The following is a 17,405-nucleotide window of genomic DNA, read 5'->3' as shown; positions in this document are numbered from 1 at the left end:
GAGCTATGTGGGAGGCAGCCCTCCGAGTGCTGTATGAGCGATACGGAGCAAGCGACCGACTGGCGGTCGCAGGCCGACGACGGACTGGTGGACGCAGTCGAGGCAGCGTTCCCGGACCGGAGCGTGTCCGGGCTGGCTGGCACCGGCCCGTCGTGGAACGACCAGAACCAGACCGTGCACGTCGAGTTCGCGGACGGCGAGACCGCGTTCCTGAAGGTGGCCAGCGACGGCGACGGCAGCCGCGTTACCCGAGAGTGCGCCGTCACTGACTACGTCCGGGAGCACGCACGGGTCGCCGTGCCGGACGTGCTGGCGGCGGACGCGGACTGCGAGACGCCGTACCTCGCGACGGCGCCGCTGGGCGACCACAGCCTGCGCCGCCAGTGGAGCGAGGCCCACGAGGACGACCGCGCCCGCCTCGCGGAGCGCGTCGGCCGAGCACTCGCCGCCCTCCACGACCACCGCTTCGACGCCCACGGCCACGTGGTCGGTGGCGGCGCGAACGGCCTCGAAGTCGACGAGGGGTCGTGGACGGACGTGCTCGTCGACCGCATCGACTGGATGCACACCATCGCGCCCGCCGACCGCTTCGGCTACTACTACGGCGAGGTCGCCGCCGCCGTCGAGGCGAACCGCGACCTGCTCGACGGGGCGCCCGCTGCGCTCCTGCACGGCGACCCCGCGATGCCGAACTGCTTCCCGCTCGCCGGCGGCAGCGTCGGCTTCGTGGACTGGGAGCTCGCGCACGTCGGCGACCCCGCGCGGGAGCTCCACCGCGCGACGAGCCTCGTGTTCGCGGACGCCGACGGGAACGCGCCGGCCGGTGTCGTCGACGCGCTCCACGGCGGCTACCGCGAGCGAGCGGGCGACTTGCCGCCGGGCTACGGCGACCGCGAGCCCGTCTACGACGCCGTCCGGTATCTCGGGCGCGTCGGCTTCTACGAGAAGTGGGTCGACGTCGTCGACGACGACCCGGAGGCGCTCGCCGACCGCTTCGAGGCCGAGATGGACGCCCGCCTCGACGCGATCCGATGACGAGTGCCGAGGACGGCGACGGCGATGGTGATGAGCGAAGCGGTAGCGGGGGTGCTGGCGACCACTGCGGCGAGGAAGCAGCGAAGACGTGGTGGGACGCGTGGGCCGACCACTTCCAGACGGTCGGCGACATCGACGTCGGCGTGGCGCGGGGACCGGGGGCCCCGCACGACGACGACCTCGGGCTGCTCGGTGACGTGGCCGGCGAGGACGTCGTGGAGCTCGGCTGTGGCGGCGCCCAGTTCGGGCTGGCGCTCGCCGACCGGGGCGCCGACTACACCGGCGTGGACCTCTCGTCTGCCCAGCTCGCGCACGCTCGGGCGAACGCGGCCGGCGTCGGGGCGTCCGACGCAACGTTCATCGAGGCGTCCGTCACCGACCTCCCGCTACCCACAGACGCCTTCGACCTCGCCGTGTCGGCGTTCGCGTTCCAGTGGGTCGAGGACCTCACGGGCTGCTTCCGGGAAGCCCACCGCGTCCTTCGACCGGGCGGCCGCCTGGTGTTCAGCGTGGACCACCCCTGCTACAAGCTCTTCGACCCCGAGTCCGGCGACGTCGCGCGCAGCTACTTCGGAGACAGCCCGCGCCGCGAGTACAGCGAGCCCTTCGACGCAGAGATGGTCGTCTACAGCCGGCCCGTCTCCGAGACCGTCGCTCACCTCGACGACGCCGGGTTCACGGTGGAGGCGATCCGGGAGCCCGGCTACGCAGACCCCGACGAGTACGAGTCGGCGTTCGGTGGGTTCGACCCCGAACTGATGGCGGACGTGCCGCCGACAGTCGTCTACGCTGCGCGAGCTTGCCCCGAGTTGTGAACGGCACCGTCGCCGCCGGGCAACAGTCTGCCAGCACGACCGACGAAAGTGGAGTTGCGCGGTCGGTGTCGAGACGACTCGAACCGACCTTCTCTCTGGCGGGGGCACGGCACCACCGGTGACGCGACCGGCGGCAGCGCCACGCACACACCGTCGAGTGAACGCACAGCGTCGTAATCCGGGCGTCTGCGGGACGGCTAATCCGGACTCCGTCCGCACGTGCGCCCGGCCTGTCGGTGGCGGCTCCGCCTAGGAGGGAACCCGGTACAGTTCGATCCGGAGGCGTGTCTCGTCTCCGTTCGAGTCCGGGAACTCGATTGACCCGTGCGCGTTCTCGACGATCCACTTGATCAGCCAGAGGCCCAGCCCACTGGAGTGCGCCAGTGGCGTCTCCTTGCCCTTCTCCAGCGTATACCGTTCCACGTCCGGAATTGCCCCCTCGTTCCGGATCTCTATCCGGGCCGTATCCTCGCTCGGCGTCGAGACAGAGACCAGAACGGTCGGAGACGCCGCGTCCTGGTGGACAACCCCGTTCTCGACGGCTTCACGCAACGCAACGGTGAGGTTCTCGTCAGCGAGCACAGTCACGCCGTCCACTCCGGAGAACTGGACGTCGGCAGTCGGATGTTCGCCTGTCACTTCGTCGATGGCCGTCTCGACGAGGGGACCGAGGTTCTGTGGCTCGACAGCCGGATCGCCCGTCGTCTGTTGAATGTGGCGGGTTTTCTCCGCGATCTGGACGACCGACTCGGCGGCCTCGATGGCGGTCGCAAGTTGCTGGCTGCTCTCCGCTGACAACGACTCCGTCTCGCCTAGCAGTTCGAGCGTCCCCTTCACGAGGTTCAGGTCGTTGCGGATGTTGTGCCGGAGGACGCGATTGACGATACCTAACCGCTGTTCTCGTTCGTCGACGTCCCGTCGGGCGCTCGTCAGCGAGTACGCCTGCTCCAGCATCAGTTGCGCGTTCGACTCCGGACGATCGGTCGAGCGATACTCCTCGGGTGGGACGTAGAACGGGTTCTTGCAGAGCTGGTTACGGTAGATGACCTGTTCGTGCGTCCGGAGGGCTTTCGCGGCCGACGTCCCGTTGAAGCGTTCGAGGTCGTACTGGCAGAGTGCAGTGACCGGGAGCTCCGGACAGGTCGCGTCGAAGTCCGCTTCGAAGTCGAGGATGTGGTCGAACGACTGGTCGGTGTGGAAACACCACGAGTTCTCGCCGGCGAGCCACAACCCATCGTAGCCGTCCTCGACGCTGGCCCTGGCTTCGTCTTCGAGTGTCGTGATCATCTTGTCAGGGTCGAAGCCGGATTCGAGGTAGACCGCTTCGGCGTCTCGGATGACGAGATCCCCAGCGTCGATGCGTCTCTCGACGTCGACGTTCCCTCGCCGGAGTGCCGCTTTGATCTCGGCAGCGGTGTTGACGTCGAGCAGGTAGACACAGCGATGGCCAGACTGGAGGCCTTCGACGAGGAAGGCCGTGGTAGCAGCCAGCTGGGACTCGTTCGACCGGTAGAAGAGCGCGAGGTGGCGTGGCAGTTCTCGAGACCCGAGTTCCGCACGGAGCTCTGCGGCAGTCGCCTGACGCGTCGTCTCTGCGGCCAACTGCGCCTCGAGTCGTTCCATCGGTATCTCTCCTTTTTTTGACGAGTCATAAAAATGTGCTACTGGATGATAGCAAGCTGAGAGACCGGAGACCAGCGTGATGGCCTCGAACCCAGTCAGTTGCCCCGGTACCCCGCCGACTCTCTCACGCTCGTCTTGCGGACCCGGACGACCGCAGATGGTGTCACTCCGGAGACCCCAAATGACCCCGACAAAGAGGCTTTACCTGTGATTACGAAGGCAAGAGATGTACGCCCGAGACACTACCGGCCGACAATCTACTAGTCGGCTCGGAGAACGTGGAACGCCGCAATCGGCTTTCGAACGAAATCAGAGCGATTAGCGCCTCGGCGGTGTCAAAGAACAGAACGTCTGCCAGTATTCCCGTCCCAGAAATTGCTACGTACAGGGGATATATCAACCATATTTTCCCGACTATCTTCTAACACATCATCCGTGGTAACTACACCGCCGGCAAATTGCGTTTACTGGGTCGGTTTCCTTTTGCTTCCTGCTGTGGTAGCGTTGTTCGTCGGTGTCAACAGACCACATTCCAGCAGCACACCCAGTCCCCCCCGTTGGCATCGACACCGACGTGGGAGACGCACAGCGGGTGACACACCCGCTGTCGTTCTTCCGTTCCGACGGTGATATTGCGTGATTTGGCTGCCGCCTTCGAGAGTTGTACTAAACTGGCGACGATAGACAGCTATCACGATAGTTACTGGCAGGAGCGGGTTTCCCGCTGACTACCTAAAGAGCGGTATGGAGAGTACACGGGAGTTCTCCTACGAGCCTGCGGAGGGCGAAGAGCTGAGCATCGCAGTCGTCTCGGCGGTTGCAGCGGCCCACGACGAGGACATCCTTGAACAAGAGTGGCTCATCAACGAAGACATCAACACGGACGCACTCGACGGACTCTTCCAAGACAACCATCTCAAGATGACCCTCCAGTTTGAAGCGGATTCGACGACCGCGACAATCAGTGCCGACAAACATGGCGACCCGGTCATCACAATCGAATCCCACCGCTAAGTGGGTCTCCCTGCTGAGCGGCTATTGACCAGATACCCCGGTGGAGAGAACGTACACCCAGGCGTCGAAGATACGGCCGATTCCGCGCGCTACGACTCTATACGATATCAGCACGAAGGAATATCTCAGCTCAGGCGTGTCATCCTCGATTAGTTCCGAGAACTCGGCGAGAAAGGGGGTCATCACGGACGAATCGGTCTCAGCGGTAGGCCGTACCTGAAGAAATCTATATTATTTTATAAGTTACTAGCAGCATACGGGATATGTGCGCCTGCGATACTACCGGGCGACAATCTACTAGTAGACTCAGCGAAAGTGGAACGGTGTATTCAGCAGCAAAACTCGCTCGCCGAGCAGCTCTCTGGCGGTGTCACAGCCCAGGTCACCGTCCAGTACCATCGCGCCAATTGATTGCTAGGTATAGAGCGTCTGTTCGGCGATGGGCAAGGCCGTACTAGTCCGCAGTTCCGGAAACGTCTCACCGCACCTGAGTAGGAACTTTGAGGGGACTGAGAGGAAAGTGGAACGTTATGAGTCCAACTGTCCATGAACTTCGAAATGCGATTCGAGTGGCGACGGGTCGCTTCGAGCGGGAGGTTGCGGCGTCGTTTACGAAGGAGGAACTGCAAGCGATTTGTGAGGCCCTCGGAGTTGCTATCGACGAGGCAGGGCAGCCGTCAACAGCACGGATGCGCCGACTCATCCGGACTCAGGTCGGCGTAGAAGAGTCGTTGGAGGCAGCAGACGACTCCACCTTACGGAAGGCCGACCTCCAGGCAATTGCGGAGGCGGTCGAGGCGTCGTCTGATTCGTAGCCGGCATTCGGAGGGTGTCATCGAACAGGTCGCACACCCATCTTTGCCCTCCTGAATCGCTCAGTGCTTGCAGATTGTTCGGCTTAGTAAGATTACTGACCGTCATACAATAATTCTCGACCAGAACATCTCACATAGTCTCGCCTGAATAGAGTCTGGGCTGCGGTGTTTCCCTGAATCAGACGTGAGATGAAGCAGTCAAAATCACCGTGTAGAGGGTGTGAGACGTATTCTATGACACGCTGTACTGGCATGCAGACACAGAGACAACGGTCGGTATAGCCACTTCATGTGTTTTGTTTCAGCTATCGACATCCCGAGTGCTATCCACGCATCAGATTCAACACCTCGTCGACGACATCAGATTCGACGGCGAGTATGTAGCGCTCGTCGGCCTCCAGAATCGTCCCCGGCCCGGCGAGCGCTTCACGGTTTGCGGTCGAGATCAGGAGGCTGCCGGTCGGAAGTGCGATCTCGTCCAACCGCCGCCCCGCTACGGGTGCCGATTCGGTGACGGTCACTTCGATGATGTCGAGATTTGCGGTCGGGTAGATCAGTGTCCGGATGTCCTCGCCAGTGAGCATGTCCGCCGCGTGATCGCCCCCCAGGTACTCTGGCAAGACGGTCGCATCAACCACCTCGTCGTATTCTTGATCGGTCTGCGTCTCGGCGCGGGCGAGTGTCTGGATAGAAGGGGCGAGTTACTGAGCCTCCATACAGATCGCCAGATTCGTTCCCGTCTCGTCGGTGAGTGCTGCGATAGCGTCGGCCCGGGTCAGATCTGTCTGTTTCAGGATCGAGGGGCGGGTGGCATCGCCATGGATGACGAGGCCGGTGTAGGCGTCTGACAGTTCTTCGACGCGGTCCTCGTCGGATTCGACCAACACTACCTCGTGGCCCTGGTCCGCGAGATTCTCGGCCGTCTGTAGGCCGACTCGCCCCCCGCCCGCGATTACGAACCGCTTTGGTTTGCTCATTGTTCGTTGGTTCGAACTGCATCGTTTTCAATTGTCTCTCGGATTCCTACGTGTCCGGAATGGTGGTATTTGGAGCCGTCAGCGACGCTTGTAATGATTTATCAAATGCGAGTACGGCTACTGCGATAGGGGAATTCACCCTGGTCATAAAGTGGGACAAATAGGCCTCTCGAACTGTACGATGTACAAGGAGCGAAACTACAGTTCTCTGGCATGAGCGGAAGTCAGACTCGGTCTCCGGAGGCCGAACTCGGGTTGCTCGACGCGACGATGATCGGGATGGGGGCGATGATCGGAGCCGGTATCTTCGTGCTGACGGGGCTCGCGGCCGAAATCGCTGGCCCTGCCGCAATTATCGTCTTCGCACTGAACGGTGTTGTCACCGCGTTCACCGGGCTCTCGTACGCCGAGCTCGCTGCCTCAATTCCCAAAAGTGGCGGCGGCTACGCCTTTGTCAGAGAGATCTTCGACGACCTGTCCTCGTTCATCATGGGCTGGATGCTTTGGTTCGCCTACATGATTGCGGGGGCACTGTATGCGCTCGGCTTCGCGCCGAACTTCCTCGAATTACTGCACGTCTACGGGATTGTCCCACCGCCAGACCAGGTGGGTGCTGTCGTGCTGCCGCTCGTCGATACAGCGGTACCACTTGCCTTCCTGCTGGCGTTCGTCGCGGTCCTCGGCCTAGTGTTACTGAACGCTATCTCGACGGCCGCCAGCGGCAGCGTCGAAACAATCTTCACCATCATCAAGGTGAGTATCCTTCTGGTGTTTGTTGCCTTCGGGCTCGCCTCGCCGATGTTTTCCGGGGCCGAATTCCAGCCGCTGTTTCCCGAGGGAAGCGGGGCGGCCGCGGTTCTCCCGGCGATGGGTCTGACGTTCATCGCTTTCGAGGGGTACGACCTCATCACCACCGTCACAGAGGAAGTGAAGAACCCGCGTGAGAACATTCCGAAAGCAATCTTCCTGAGCCTCGCCGTGACCGTAATCGTCTATCTGGCGGTTGTAACAGTCGCCATCGGGACGCTTGGGGCCGGGGAGCTTGCCGACGCTGGAGAGGCAGGCATCGCCGCGGCGGCGACGTCGTTCATGCCGACCGGGCTGCCGATTATCCAGAACGGCGGGGCACTGGTCGTTTTCGGCGCGGTGTTCTCGACGCTGACGGCGCTGAACGCGGTCGTAATCGCCTCCTCCCGGGTGGCATTCTCGATGGGGCGCGAGGGACAGTTGCTGCCGTCGTTCGGGCAGCTCCACCACCGCTACGGGACGCCGTTCGTCGCTATCCTCGCTAGCGCGGTGGTGATGCTCGCGTCGGTAGCGCTGCCGACACAGAGTGCGGGCAACATGTCGAGCTTGTTCTTTCTGCTATCGTTTATTATCGTGAACGTCGCCGTGATCCGGCTCCGCCGCGAGCGGCCGAACATGAACCGTCCTTACGAGATGCCCTTCTACCCGGCGCCGCCGGTAATCGGTGTCGTCCTCAACTTGATCCTGACCGGGGTGCTCGTTGAGTACCTGCTCCAGACGGATCCGTTGGCACTGGTACTCAGCGTGGCATGGATTTTGCTCGGTGGCCTCGCATATGTTGCCATCAACCGGCTGAAAGGCCGTTCGGATCGCAAGATGACAGATTCCGACACCACAATGACACCGGAGGCTGAAGACTGAACTCATGACCAGCACGCTCGACATCGTCATCGCGGGTGGCGGGCGCGTCGGCTTCCAGACAGCCGAGTTGCTCGCGGACCGCGGCCACGACGTAACGATTATCGAACGCGACGAACGAATCGTCTCGGAGATTGCAGACGAGTGGGTAGCAACGGTCATCCAGGGGGATGCGACGAACCCCGATATCATCGAACAGGCCGGTATCGAGCGAGCCGACGCCATCGCGGCGCTGACTGGTGAAACCGGACTGAACCTGGCGGTCTGTCTGGCCGCCTCGGAGTTGTCACCTGAGATTAGAACGGTGGCGCGTGTCGATCGCCAGGCGGGGGAGGCCTACACGCGGTTCGTCGATGCGATTCTCTTTCCAGAGCGGGCGGGCGCACGGGTAGCGGCGAACGAACTCGTCGGCAGCGACGTCCAGACGCTGGTGGACGTGACTGGCGATCTTGATATCATGATCGTTCGCGTCGCAGAGGGGGCCCCGGCCGCCGGAAAGCAACTGACCGACGTGCGTTTTCCGGCTGGGACGCTGATCGTCTCCGATGATGATGATGGCCACCAGATCGCCCGGCCGGACACGACCCTGACACCTGGCCGCCGGTACATCGTCGCCGTCGAACCGGACGTCGCCGAGGAAGTGATGAACCTGATGCGGGGATAATCCGCCCGAACCGTGCTAGGTTGACCACCGATTTCCTGGCGTGGTGCGGTGAGCACGGCGTCGCACTGATGACGAACAACGCGCGAGACTTCGAGGAACTGCACCGGGAGATCGACCACGCTGGGCTACTGCTCTACTACGATCAGAACCGCCCCGACGAGGATCCGGAAGGACTTGCACGAGTCGTGGACGAAGTGTTCGACCAGTACGGAGCGACAGCCATCGAAAACGAGGTCGTTGACCTCGATGAGTGGTACGACTGGCTACACGACTGACTGGTAGCCACCAGTTCGATACCCGATTCTACAGTGCTATCGCTTCACGGTCCTGGAATGTACGCCCGCGACACTACCGAGCGACAATCTACTAGTAGATTCGGCAACCGCGAACTGGGCAGAGAGCGACGGAATCCAACGTAGTTACGCGTGGCGGTCGATCCAGTTGCAGAACGAGGCGAAGTCGTTCGCACCGGCGCTGTCAGCGATATCGCGCAGTGTGCCCGTCCGGAGTTCGTCGTGCAAGGGGACCGTGACTTTCCGCTGGTCGTTCTCGTTTGTTGGATGTTCGTAGTAGAGTTGCGCGTGGTCGCCAGCGGTCCGTCGCCACTCGAAGCCGCCGACGTTGACCAACACCTTCACGACCTCTCTTCCCGAGAACGTCCGCCGTCCCATCAGTCGAGTACGTCCGGCGGTTCTTCCTCGCCTGTCGTGTTGTCTGCCGGGTCGATGCCGAGTTCGTTGAGTTCCCCGTCGGTCGGCTCGGTGCCGACGTCGCCATCGTGGAGCGCGACCGCTTCGTCGAGGTTCTCCAGGGCGATCGTCCGGGATTGTCCCTGCGTCGTGACACCGGTTTCGACGTCCTTGGCCACCCACCAGTCGTCTTCACGCCACAGCCGAATCTCGTCGGTGTGGTCGCCCCCGTTTCTGGTCGAACTGGCCATGCTACCTGCAAGTAACGGGAGACGTCGAATAAGCGTTTGGCTGGTAGCCGACCAGACTGCCGCTTGGCAAACCAGGTCATCGGAGCTCGTCTCGAAGTCCACAGACAGCATTGTCGGAGCGTGAGATGTACGCCCGCGACACTACCGGGCGACAATCTACTAGTAGACTCGGTGGAAGTAGAATCTGGTGGCTGCAGCTGTCTACTCGGAGGGAATGACTATTCGGATTCGGAGAGAACCTTCGAGTAGAGACCGTCGGAAATCCAGAATCCGGCGTCGCGGAGGGCGTCCAGCTCGTGTTCTAAGTCCACCGCCCCCGTTTTCGCTCCGCGAAGAAGAACTCCGATTACGCCCGTGACGTTCAGGTCGTGTCTGCGCGCGACACGCCGTCCGTCTCGCTCGTCGAGCAAAACGAGGTCAGCGTCCGCCTTAACAGCATAGCAGATCGCCGCCGTTTCACCGAGGTCGAGTTCGTGGAAGAGCTCCACGAACAAGTCCGAGCGTTCCACTTCGACGAGGTGTAGAAACCCGTCGTCGCGCAAACCACGGAGCGCCTCCAGTCCATCCTCTCCGTCGGTAAGTTCGCCCCAGACCTGCTGTGGAACCGTAATTTCGGAGAACTGGGCTTCGAGGAGGTCGAGTCGGTCGATGAGTGCGAGGTTCAGGAGTGGGGACGTGTCCGAGACGACCAGCCCGCTATTCGGCATAGTCGAGGTCTTCTTCGAGCTCCCGTTCGCCGTAATGGCGGGGAATCTCACGCTCGCCGAGCAGGCCCTGGAACTCTCGCTTCGACAGCCCCGCCAGGGCTCGCGCCTTCCCGAACGAGAGAACGTCACGGGCGTACAGCGAGACCGCCAACTCTCGCTTCATCGCAGACGAGCGCTCCCCTTCCGGGAGCTGCAACGCCTCGTAGACGTCGTCGTCGATCTCGATTGTCGCCATATCGATAGATAGGCGCACGTGATTCTTGAGTGTTTGGCTGAATCCGAAAACGAACACAGCGAACGCTGAGAGGCTCGATGTACGCCCGCGACACTACCGGGCGAGAATCTACTAGTAGGGGCAGTGGGAGTGAAATCCGCTATCAGTGACGGTGAAGTGGGCGGTAGGTCAATCTGCGTATTGGGGAAACACAAAGTATAGGCGAGCGGCGGGTAGGCATGCATCTGTGCATTGGCTATTTGAGCGCAAAGATTCCTCCCGTTGGGTGGGAGAGTGGCTGTTTGCCGGGTTCATCGCTACACTCCTGTGTCTCGATTTGCTACTCTTGGTCGTCACGCCACCCGACGGGAGCGCAGAGCTTCTCCGAGTGCTACTCGCAGTCGGTGCAGGCGTGACGGTACCACTCGGGATTATTCTCGGGGTTATGTACAGGCCGGTCTACACGGTTGGGTGTCTCTTGGCGTTGCCAGTCGTCGTCGTGTATGCCGTGTCGGGGCTGTTACTCCCGTGGAACCAGCTTGCGTTCTACACGGGCCAGCAAGTACTTGATGGCTTATTGGCCGTCCCGATATTCGGCGAACAACTCACCACTATCTTCCTCGGCGGTCCTGAACTATCCCAGCGCTCACTCCGACTGGCCTTTCGCTACCATTACGCCATCGTCGGTATCGGACTCGTCGGTCTCATTGTCGCTCTTGGAGTAGGTATCTACGGCCAATACGTCACCCGTGGACTTGTGCATGAATAGTGCAACCTCTTTAGTGAGCGATTGGCATATCACCTGTACTTAGCGACGCGTGAGCACACTTGGCTTCTATTTCAGCGATTTCGTGACGCCTGAGAGAGCAGATAGCCGTCGCTTCGGGGGATTTCGAGGTGTACGCCCGCGACACTAACGACCGGCCTCATCCGTGGGCGGCGTGCCCTGTCGGCCGGGAAACCCTCGTGGCGGGCGGGTGCTCGCGGAGCGAGCACCGGATGGCGAGGCGGTGAAACCGCCGAGCCGGGTGGCGCTGTGCGCCACCAGTTGCCGAGCCGGCGTGAGCCGGCCAGCGCTGGATGTCGCACGCCGGGGTTCTCCGGGTGTTCATCGCGGCCGGATGGCCGTGCTCGGCCGGGGACAACGGCGTGCGGAAGTACGTAGGAGCGCGCGGAGAATCAGGGTTACGGCTCGCAGCCGTTGTCGCCGGCCGAGCCGGCGTCGGCGTCGCTGCCGTCGTCGTCAGTGAGCTCGTAGACTTCCTGTTTCGATTCGCAGAGGCCGCAGACGCCCTCTGCGAGGCCGACGTCGGCGAGTTCGGCGAGCGCGTCGCGAGCCTGCGGCTCGCTGAGGCGGCCCTCGTCGGCGACTTCCGCGGGCGACAGCGGCCCGCGGTTGTCGAGGACTACGCGTGCGAGCTTCGCGGCACAGGACAGTCCCTGTGGCTGGCTCATTACACCTCACCCTACTGCAGATGGCTGAAAAACCCTTCGCAAAGCGGCGAGGAGGGCGGGCGTCGCGGAACGCTTACAGCCCGGGACGCCGACGCTCCGGGCATGACAGACGTCGCCGTGCTGCGGAAGGGGACACACGGGCTCGGGATGGAGGAGTACGCCGACGCGCTCCGCGACCGGCTCACCGGCCACGAGGTGTCGCTGGCGCGGACGCCCGGCGAGGAGCGCGAGCTGGCAGCCGAAGCCAGCGTCGTGACGGGCGTCGGCATCGACGAGGGGCTGCTCGCTGCCGCGGGAGACCTGGAGCTGTTCGCGTGTGCGTACGCCGGCTACGGCCACCTCCCGATGGACGCGCTCCGCGAGCGCGGCGTGGCAGTGACGAACGCGGCGGGCATCCACGCGCCCAGCATCGCCGAGCAAGTACTGGGGTACGTGTTGACGTTCGCGCGCGACCTCCACGAGGGCTGGCGGCGCCAGCGGAACCGCGAGTACCGCCACTACCAGGGCCGCGAGCTCGGCGGGTCGACGGTCACGGTCGTCGGCATGGGGGCCATCGGGCACGCCGTCGTCGAACGCCTCCAGGGGTTCGGCGTGAACACCGTCGGCATCCGGTACACGCCTGAGAAGGGCGGGCCGACGGACGAGGTCGTCGGCGTCCGCGACGACGAGGCTGTCCACGACGCGCTCGCCCAGACGGACTACCTCGTGCTGGCCACGCCGCTGACCGACGCAACCCGGGGGCTGATCGACGAAGCGGCGTTCCACACGCTGCCGCCGGAGAGCGTGCTCGTGAACGTCGCTCGCGGCGGCGTCGTCGACACGGACGCGCTCGTCCACGCCGTCCGCAAGCAGTCGATTCGCGGTGCCGCCCTCGACGTCACCGACCCCGAGCCGCTGCCCGAGGACCACCCGCTGTGGAACTTCGAGAACGTCCTCCTGACGCCGCACAACGCCGGCCACACGCCGGAGCACTGGGACCGGCTAGCCAACATCGTCGCCGGGAACGTCCAGCGGCTCGACACCGGCGACCCACTCGAGAACCGCGTGGACTAGCCCTCGACGACCCCCAGCCACGCGAACAGGAGTCCGAAGACCGACACGAAGAGCGCGACGTAGGCGCCGATGACCGCGGCGTCGCCACGCTCGGCCGCCGCGAAGTAGCCGAACACGCCGGCGAGCACGAACGACCCGAGCGCGAACGCGTACAGCGTCTTCGCGATCAGTGGGTTCCGGTCGCTCTCGGGGGGTTCGGCGTCGCTTGACTCGAGCGCGCGCTGGACGGCGGCTGTCTGCTCGCCGGGGACTGTCAGGAGTCGGGGAACTGACGACCCGGTTCCGTCGTGGTAGCGAACCCGAAGGACCGCGATGCTACCGAGGTCGTGTCGGCGAACGTCGTCGACGCTGGCGAGCGTCGCTTCGCTGCCGCCACCGCCGCCGTCGACGACGACGACGCCCTCGTCTGTGTCGACGTGCCCCTCGCTGTGGAGGAGTCCGGCGAGCAGCAGGCAGCCGACGGCAGCGAGCGCGAGCACGGCGAACACCGCCTCGGATTGCACGGCTGCCGCGAGGAGCGCAGCCAGCAGGACGGCCCACGCGACGCTCGCCGCGACGACCTGGCGAGCGGGAAGCACGTCGGTGACCGTCGACGTCTCGCTGTCGAAGAGCGCGGCGTGCGTCGCCAGCCGGCGCGCGCCGAGCAGTCCGAACGCGAGGAGGAGACCGAGGATGGCGAACTCGCCGTCGAGCAGGGAACTCCCGACGACGAGGACGACTGCGGCGCCGACGAAGACGAAGACAGAGCCGACTGCGCCCGCGCCGGCGACAGCGAGAACTCGGAGGAATCGGCTGCTTTCGACGGTGTACGTCCACTCGACGCGAGACACGGTGGGGATTCGAGGCCGAGCCGGCTAAAACGACGGGGGTGTTCTCACAGCCAGCCGTCGCTGGCGAGCAGTTCGCCGTTCAGGATGCTGGCGCCGGCGGCGCCCCGGATGGTGTTGTGCGCGAGGCAGTTGTACTGGAAGCCGGTGTCCGTCGTCTGGATGCCGCCGGCGGCGATGGCCATGCCGCCGCCGAGCATCCGGTCGAGGCGGGGCTGCGGGCGCTCGGGGTCGTCGAACACTTCGACGAGCGGGTCGGGCGCGCTCGGGAGGTCGAGGGTCGGCGCGTCCTCGAGGGCGGCCGCCACGTCCTCCGGCGTGGGCTCGTCCCGGGTCTCGGCGAACACGTTCTCGAGGTGCCCGTCGAGGGTCGGCACGCGGTTGCACGAGGCGGAGACGACGGCGTCGTGGTACTCGACCTCGGCGCCCGTGAACTCCCCGAGGAGCTTCCGGGACTCGGTCTCCATCTTCCGCTCCTCGCCGCCGATGTGGGGAACGACGTTGTCCAGAATCTCCATCGAGGTGACGCCGGAGTAGCCCGCGCCGGAGACGGCCTGCAGCGTCGAGACGTGGATTCGCTCCAGTCCGAACTCGTCGAGGGCGGCGAGGGTCGGCACCATCGTGATGGTCGAGCAGTTCGGGTTCTTCACGAGCGCGCCGTCCCAGCCGCGCCGGTCGCGCTGCACGTCGACGAGGCCGAGGTGGTCTGCGTTCACCTCGGGAATCACGAGCGGCACGTCGTCGGCGCGGCGCTCGTTGCTCGCGTTCGAGGAGACGACGAACCCCGCCTCACAGAGTTCGGGTTCGACGTCGGCGCCCACGTCCGAGGGCAGCGCCGAGAACAGGAGGTCGGTGTCGTCGGGAATCTCGTCCGGGTCCGTGGCTCGAACCGTGAGGTCGGCCGTCTCCCCGGGGATGGGCGTATCTAGCCCCCAGTTCGCCGCGTCGTGGTACGCTTCGCCTGCGCTCGACGGGCTCGCCGTCACGACGGAGAGGTCGAACTGGTCGTGGCCCTCCAGCAGCTGTACGAATCGCTGGCCGACTGCACCGGTCGCACCGAGTACGCCTACCGTAGTCATACCCCCCTCTCGGCGGCGGGCGGTGATACGACTTCGGGTCGCAGAACTAGTTGCGCTTGTGCGTGATGTAGCCCGCGATGCGGTTGCGGACGTTCTTCGACTCGATGTTCGTCAGCTCCGTGACGGCTTCCTTGTTGTGCTCGAAGTCCTCCCGGGAGAACGCGTCCTCGTATCGCTCCATGAGGATGTTCCCCGTCTTCTTGACGTAGTCGGGCTTGATGGCCATGCACGTCGTTTCATTCGCCGCGCGTTAAAAGCATTCGTTTCGTCTGAGCCGTCGGGACCGCTCGCGAGTGCTGTGGCCACTTCACCGACCTCGAAATCGGCCGGAAGTGGCCCTGTTACGCTGTTCGCTCGTCCTCGAAGGCCCCGGCGACGAGCAGCGGGAAGACGAGTGTGGCCTCCGCCTCGACGAGGGTGTAGTTCGGTTCCGAGTCCTCGTCTTTGATCTTCCCCCAGGAGACGGCTTCCTCCGGCGGCGCACCCGAGAGCGAGCCGTCGCCCTCCATGCCCGTGGAGATGTAGACGGCGTAGTCGGCGCCGCCGCGGAAGAGGTTCGTCATGATGGCGTGGTGTTTCGGGACGCCGGCGCCCACGCAGATGAGGCCGGTCGTGTCCGACAGCAGGCCGTCCTCGATGAGGGAGTCGTAGTCCTCGAGGACCTCGATGCCGACGTCGGGGCCGCTGCCCTGCCGGTAGTAGTAGAGGAAGTTCCCGATCTCGGCGTCCGTCAGGGCGGGACAGTAGACGGGGACGTCGTTGTCGGCGGCGTTCTTCAGGATGGAGTTCTCGTCGTCGAGGGTCTCCCCCAGTTCCTTCGCGAACTCGGTCGGTGTGCGGACCTGCTCCTCGGCGAAGAAGTCGTCGAAGAAGTCGTAGAGGTACTCTTCGAGCCAGACGTAGCGGTCCGAGGGGACGAAGATGTTGCCGAGGCGGTTGATGCCCTCCTCGCGGAGCGCGGCCTCGTCGGCGTCCCACTCGCCCATCTTGAACGGCTTCGCGGTCTTGATGACGTCCTCGGTCAGGGAGCCCGAGGTGGTGATGATGACGTCGACGTAGTTCTCCCGCACGAGGTGTGCGACGACCTCCCGCAGCCCCGAGGAGACGATGTTCGAGGTCAGCGTGAGGTAGATGGTGGCGTCCTCCTCGCGCATCTCCCTCGTGATGTCGACGGCCTCGGCGAGGTGCGTCGCCTGGAAGCCCGTGGTCGCGTACGAATCGAGCAACTCGAAGAAGTCGAAGTCGCCGCTGAAGTCGTAGCCGCGGACGTCCGGCGTGTCCAGCTCCTCGTCGGAGCCGGGCAGGACGTTCTCGCGCGTGTCCTCGTCGGTCATGCACCCGGGTACTGGCTGCGGCGATTTGAACGTCCCGACATCGGACGGCTGACCCGCCCCAGCGAGTCGCCTACTCCCCGCTGGCGTGCGCCACGTACAGATCGTCCTCGCCCTGCGACCACTCCAGATTGTAGTGGCTGTCCGACTCCGACTCGGTGCTGGCGACGTACGGGTCGCCGCCGTCGTGGATGTACGTCCACGACACAGTCTCGCCGGCGGGAATCTCGCGGTTGAAGCCGGCGACCGGGCTGTGCGCGCCGACGACGAGGATGCCGTTCAGGGCGGCGACGAACCGGGTGTCGACGTCGCCCTCGTTCGTCACGGTGAACGTCAGCCGTGCGGCGTTCTCTGGCTGGTCCTCGGTCAGCCCCCAGTCGACGGTCAGCGGCGGCTCCGGTTCTGATAGCCGCCGGCGGGTGGTCTCGTCGACTGGCCACTCTTCACCGCCGAGCGCGAGCGCCGCGTGTGTGGCAGCCCGGTCCGCCGGTAGCTCGAACACCAGCCAGCCCTCACCGCGCCCGGCGGTGTACCGGTCGTCGCGTTGCTCCTCGCGCCGCAGCGTCCCCGCCGTGTCGACGCCCGGCGCGTACACGCGGCCGCCGTACCGGAACCCGAAGTCGATGCGCTCTGGTGGGACGCCGCGAGTCACGTTCACGTGGTAGAACAGATACTGGTAGCCCTCCGGTCGGAGACCCACCGAGTCGACGGCCGTCAGGACGACGTTCGGCTGGTGTCGTTCCATTGCCACTTCGAGGTCGACGTCGAACTGGGTCGTCGTCGGCGTGTCGTCGGTCGTCTCCTGGGACTCCGCGGGCCCGGTACGACTAGTCGTCCCGGTGGTCGTCGCATTGCCGTCGTCCGAACCAGCGAGACAGCCTGCGAAGGCGGCGCCGAGGGCAGAGCCACCGGCGGCGAGGAGGGCGCGTCGTCGCATACACTGGCGTTTCGACGGTCCGCGTAAATGCTTTCTCCGGTCAGTCGTCGGGGGCGCTGGGGGTGACGCCGCCGGTCAGCTCGTCCACTGCGACGACGAGCAGCCCGAGACCCAGCGACCACGCCACGACGTCCAGAGTGGGGATTCCGCCGGCGCTGAGCATGAAGAGGGCGACTGCGGTCGCGACCCCACCGACCTCCGCTAGCTTGTACAGCAGGAACCACTTCGAAACAGCCATCGACGGCACCAGAGAG

At 64.3% G+C, this 17,405-nt stretch carries 21 protein-coding genes and 1 pseudogene; 9 read left to right on the top strand and 13 right to left on the bottom strand.

The window, feature by feature from the left end:
- The first annotated feature begins 33 nt into the window (after positions 1 to 33).
- The gene (locus LT971_RS05520; RefSeq protein WP_237005851.1) at positions 34 to 1,035 is read left to right on the top strand and encodes a phosphotransferase family protein; all 1,002 of its coding nucleotides are present in this window, start codon (positions 34 to 36) and stop codon (positions 1,033 to 1,035) included.
- Positions 1,032 to 1,850, top strand: a complete 819-nt coding sequence (locus LT971_RS05515) for a class I SAM-dependent methyltransferase (RefSeq protein WP_237005850.1) — start codon at positions 1,032 to 1,034, stop codon at positions 1,848 to 1,850. Before LT971_RS05520 ends, LT971_RS05515 begins: the two co-directional genes overlap by 4 nt.
- Before the next feature lie 249 nt (positions 1,851 to 2,099).
- On the opposite strand, the gene LT971_RS05510 is transcribed toward LT971_RS05515, so the two are convergent.
- The gene (locus LT971_RS05510; protein ID WP_237005849.1) at positions 2,100 to 3,473 is read right to left on the bottom strand and encodes an MEDS domain-containing protein; all 1,374 of its coding nucleotides are present in this window, start codon (positions 3,471 to 3,473) and stop codon (positions 2,100 to 2,102) included.
- 744 nt (positions 3,474 to 4,217) lie between these two features.
- Between LT971_RS05510 and LT971_RS05505 the strand changes: the two genes are divergently transcribed.
- Both LT971_RS05505 and LT971_RS05500 read left to right on the top strand, forming a co-directional pair.
- Positions 4,218 to 4,487 (top strand): HalOD1 output domain-containing protein, encoded by a 270-nt coding sequence (locus LT971_RS05505; RefSeq protein ID WP_237005848.1) that lies wholly within the window; start codon positions 4,218 to 4,220, stop codon positions 4,485 to 4,487.
- 530 nt (positions 4,488 to 5,017) lie between these two features.
- Positions 5,018 to 5,302, top strand: coding sequence for a hypothetical protein (locus LT971_RS05500; RefSeq protein WP_237005847.1), 285 nt, complete (start codon positions 5,018 to 5,020; stop codon positions 5,300 to 5,302).
- 323 nt (positions 5,303 to 5,625) lie between these two features.
- Here LT971_RS05500 and LT971_RS16555 read toward each other — a convergent pair.
- Positions 5,626 to 6,279: pseudogene (locus LT971_RS16555) on the bottom strand (potassium channel family protein).
- Positions 6,280 to 6,492: 213 nt separating this feature from the next.
- Here LT971_RS16555 and LT971_RS05485 point away from each other — a divergent pair.
- The 3 genes from LT971_RS05485 (at position 6,493) to LT971_RS05475 (ending at position 8,883) form a co-directional block, all read left to right on the top strand.
- Positions 6,493 to 7,947: an APC family permease gene (locus LT971_RS05485; RefSeq protein WP_237005844.1), complete on the top strand. Its 1,455-nt coding sequence runs from the start codon at positions 6,493 to 6,495 to the stop codon at positions 7,945 to 7,947.
- Between the two features lie 4 nt (positions 7,948 to 7,951).
- Positions 7,952 to 8,608: a potassium channel family protein gene (locus LT971_RS05480; protein WP_237005843.1), complete on the top strand. Its 657-nt coding sequence runs from the start codon at positions 7,952 to 7,954 to the stop codon at positions 8,606 to 8,608.
- 68 nt (positions 8,609 to 8,676) lie between these two features.
- Entirely contained in the window at positions 8,677 to 8,883 is a 207-nt protein-coding gene (locus LT971_RS05475; protein ID WP_237005842.1) for a hypothetical protein, read from the top strand.
- Positions 8,884 to 9,027: 144 nt separating this feature from the next.
- On the opposite strand, the gene LT971_RS05470 is transcribed toward LT971_RS05475, so the two are convergent.
- From LT971_RS05470 to LT971_RS05455, 4 genes are all read right to left on the bottom strand, one after another.
- Positions 9,028 to 9,279, bottom strand: coding sequence for a type II toxin-antitoxin system HicA family toxin (locus tag LT971_RS05470; protein WP_237005841.1), 252 nt, complete (start codon positions 9,277 to 9,279; stop codon positions 9,028 to 9,030).
- The gene (locus LT971_RS05465) at positions 9,279 to 9,548 is read right to left on the bottom strand and encodes a type II toxin-antitoxin system HicB family antitoxin (protein WP_237005840.1); all 270 of its coding nucleotides are present in this window, start codon (positions 9,546 to 9,548) and stop codon (positions 9,279 to 9,281) included. The genes LT971_RS05470 and LT971_RS05465 overlap by 1 nt, the downstream gene beginning before the upstream one ends.
- A 218-nt stretch (positions 9,549 to 9,766) precedes the next feature.
- Positions 9,767 to 10,255, bottom strand: a complete 489-nt coding sequence (locus LT971_RS05460; RefSeq protein ID WP_237005839.1) for a PIN domain-containing protein — start codon at positions 10,253 to 10,255, stop codon at positions 9,767 to 9,769.
- A complete protein-coding gene (locus LT971_RS05455) occupies positions 10,245 to 10,490 on the bottom strand; it encodes a UPF0175 family protein (protein WP_237005838.1) in 246 nt (81 codons plus the stop codon). The genes LT971_RS05460 and LT971_RS05455 overlap by 11 nt, the downstream gene beginning before the upstream one ends.
- 265 nt (positions 10,491 to 10,755) lie before the next feature.
- Here LT971_RS05455 and LT971_RS05450 point away from each other — a divergent pair, with 265 nt between their 5' ends.
- Positions 10,756 to 11,238 carry a cytochrome b family protein gene (locus LT971_RS05450; RefSeq protein WP_237005837.1) on the top strand — a complete coding sequence of 161 codons (483 nt, stop codon included), beginning with the start codon at positions 10,756 to 10,758 and terminating at the stop codon, positions 11,236 to 11,238.
- Between the two features lie 416 nt (positions 11,239 to 11,654).
- Here the strand turns inward: LT971_RS05450 and LT971_RS05445 are convergent, their stop codons facing one another.
- Positions 11,655 to 11,924 carry a hypothetical protein gene (locus LT971_RS05445; RefSeq protein WP_237005836.1) on the bottom strand — a complete coding sequence of 90 codons (270 nt, stop codon included), beginning with the start codon at positions 11,922 to 11,924 and terminating at the stop codon, positions 11,655 to 11,657.
- Positions 11,925 to 12,026: 102 nt separating this feature from the next.
- Between LT971_RS05445 and LT971_RS05440 the strand changes: the two genes are divergently transcribed.
- On the top strand, positions 12,027 to 12,977 hold the full coding sequence (locus LT971_RS05440) for a D-2-hydroxyacid dehydrogenase (protein ID WP_237005835.1): 951 nt from the start codon (positions 12,027 to 12,029) through the stop codon (positions 12,975 to 12,977).
- On the opposite strand, the gene LT971_RS05435 is transcribed toward LT971_RS05440, so the two are convergent.
- The 6 genes from LT971_RS05435 to LT971_RS05410 form a co-directional block, all read right to left on the bottom strand.
- On the bottom strand, positions 12,974 to 13,807 hold the full coding sequence (locus tag LT971_RS05435) for a hypothetical protein (RefSeq protein ID WP_237005834.1): 834 nt from the start codon (positions 13,805 to 13,807) through the stop codon (positions 12,974 to 12,976). The two genes, LT971_RS05440 and LT971_RS05435, sit on opposite strands and share 4 nt — an antisense overlap.
- A 44-nt stretch (positions 13,808 to 13,851) precedes the next feature.
- Positions 13,852 to 14,883 carry an aspartate-semialdehyde dehydrogenase gene (gene asd, locus LT971_RS05430; RefSeq protein ID WP_237005833.1) on the bottom strand — a complete coding sequence of 344 codons (1,032 nt, stop codon included), beginning with the start codon at positions 14,881 to 14,883 and terminating at the stop codon, positions 13,852 to 13,854.
- A 46-nt stretch (positions 14,884 to 14,929) separates the two neighbouring features.
- On the bottom strand, positions 14,930 to 15,109 hold the full coding sequence (locus LT971_RS05425; protein ID WP_089670091.1) for a 30S ribosomal protein S17e: 180 nt from the start codon (positions 15,107 to 15,109) through the stop codon (positions 14,930 to 14,932).
- Positions 15,110 to 15,224: 115 nt separating this feature from the next.
- On the bottom strand, positions 15,225 to 16,217 hold the full coding sequence (locus LT971_RS05420; protein WP_237005832.1) for a deoxyhypusine synthase: 993 nt from the start codon (positions 16,215 to 16,217) through the stop codon (positions 15,225 to 15,227).
- Positions 16,218 to 16,287: 70 nt separating this feature from the next.
- Positions 16,288 to 17,151 (bottom strand): hypothetical protein, encoded by an 864-nt coding sequence (locus LT971_RS05415; RefSeq protein WP_237005831.1) that lies wholly within the window; start codon positions 17,149 to 17,151, stop codon positions 16,288 to 16,290.
- Between the two features lie 40 nt (positions 17,152 to 17,191).
- Complete coding sequence (locus tag LT971_RS05410) at positions 17,192 to 17,389, bottom strand: hypothetical protein (protein ID WP_237005830.1); 198 nt, start codon at positions 17,387 to 17,389, stop codon at positions 17,192 to 17,194.
- Positions 17,390 to 17,405 lie beyond the last annotated feature (16 nt).

The sequence above is a fragment of the Halobacterium rubrum genome, from assembly GCF_021729015.1.
Taxonomy (GTDB): Archaea; Halobacteriota; Halobacteria; order Halobacteriales; family Halobacteriaceae; genus Halobacterium; species Halobacterium rubrum.
The sequence above is the reverse complement of the archived record's forward strand: the minus strand, read 5'-3'. Positions and strand labels throughout refer to the sequence as shown.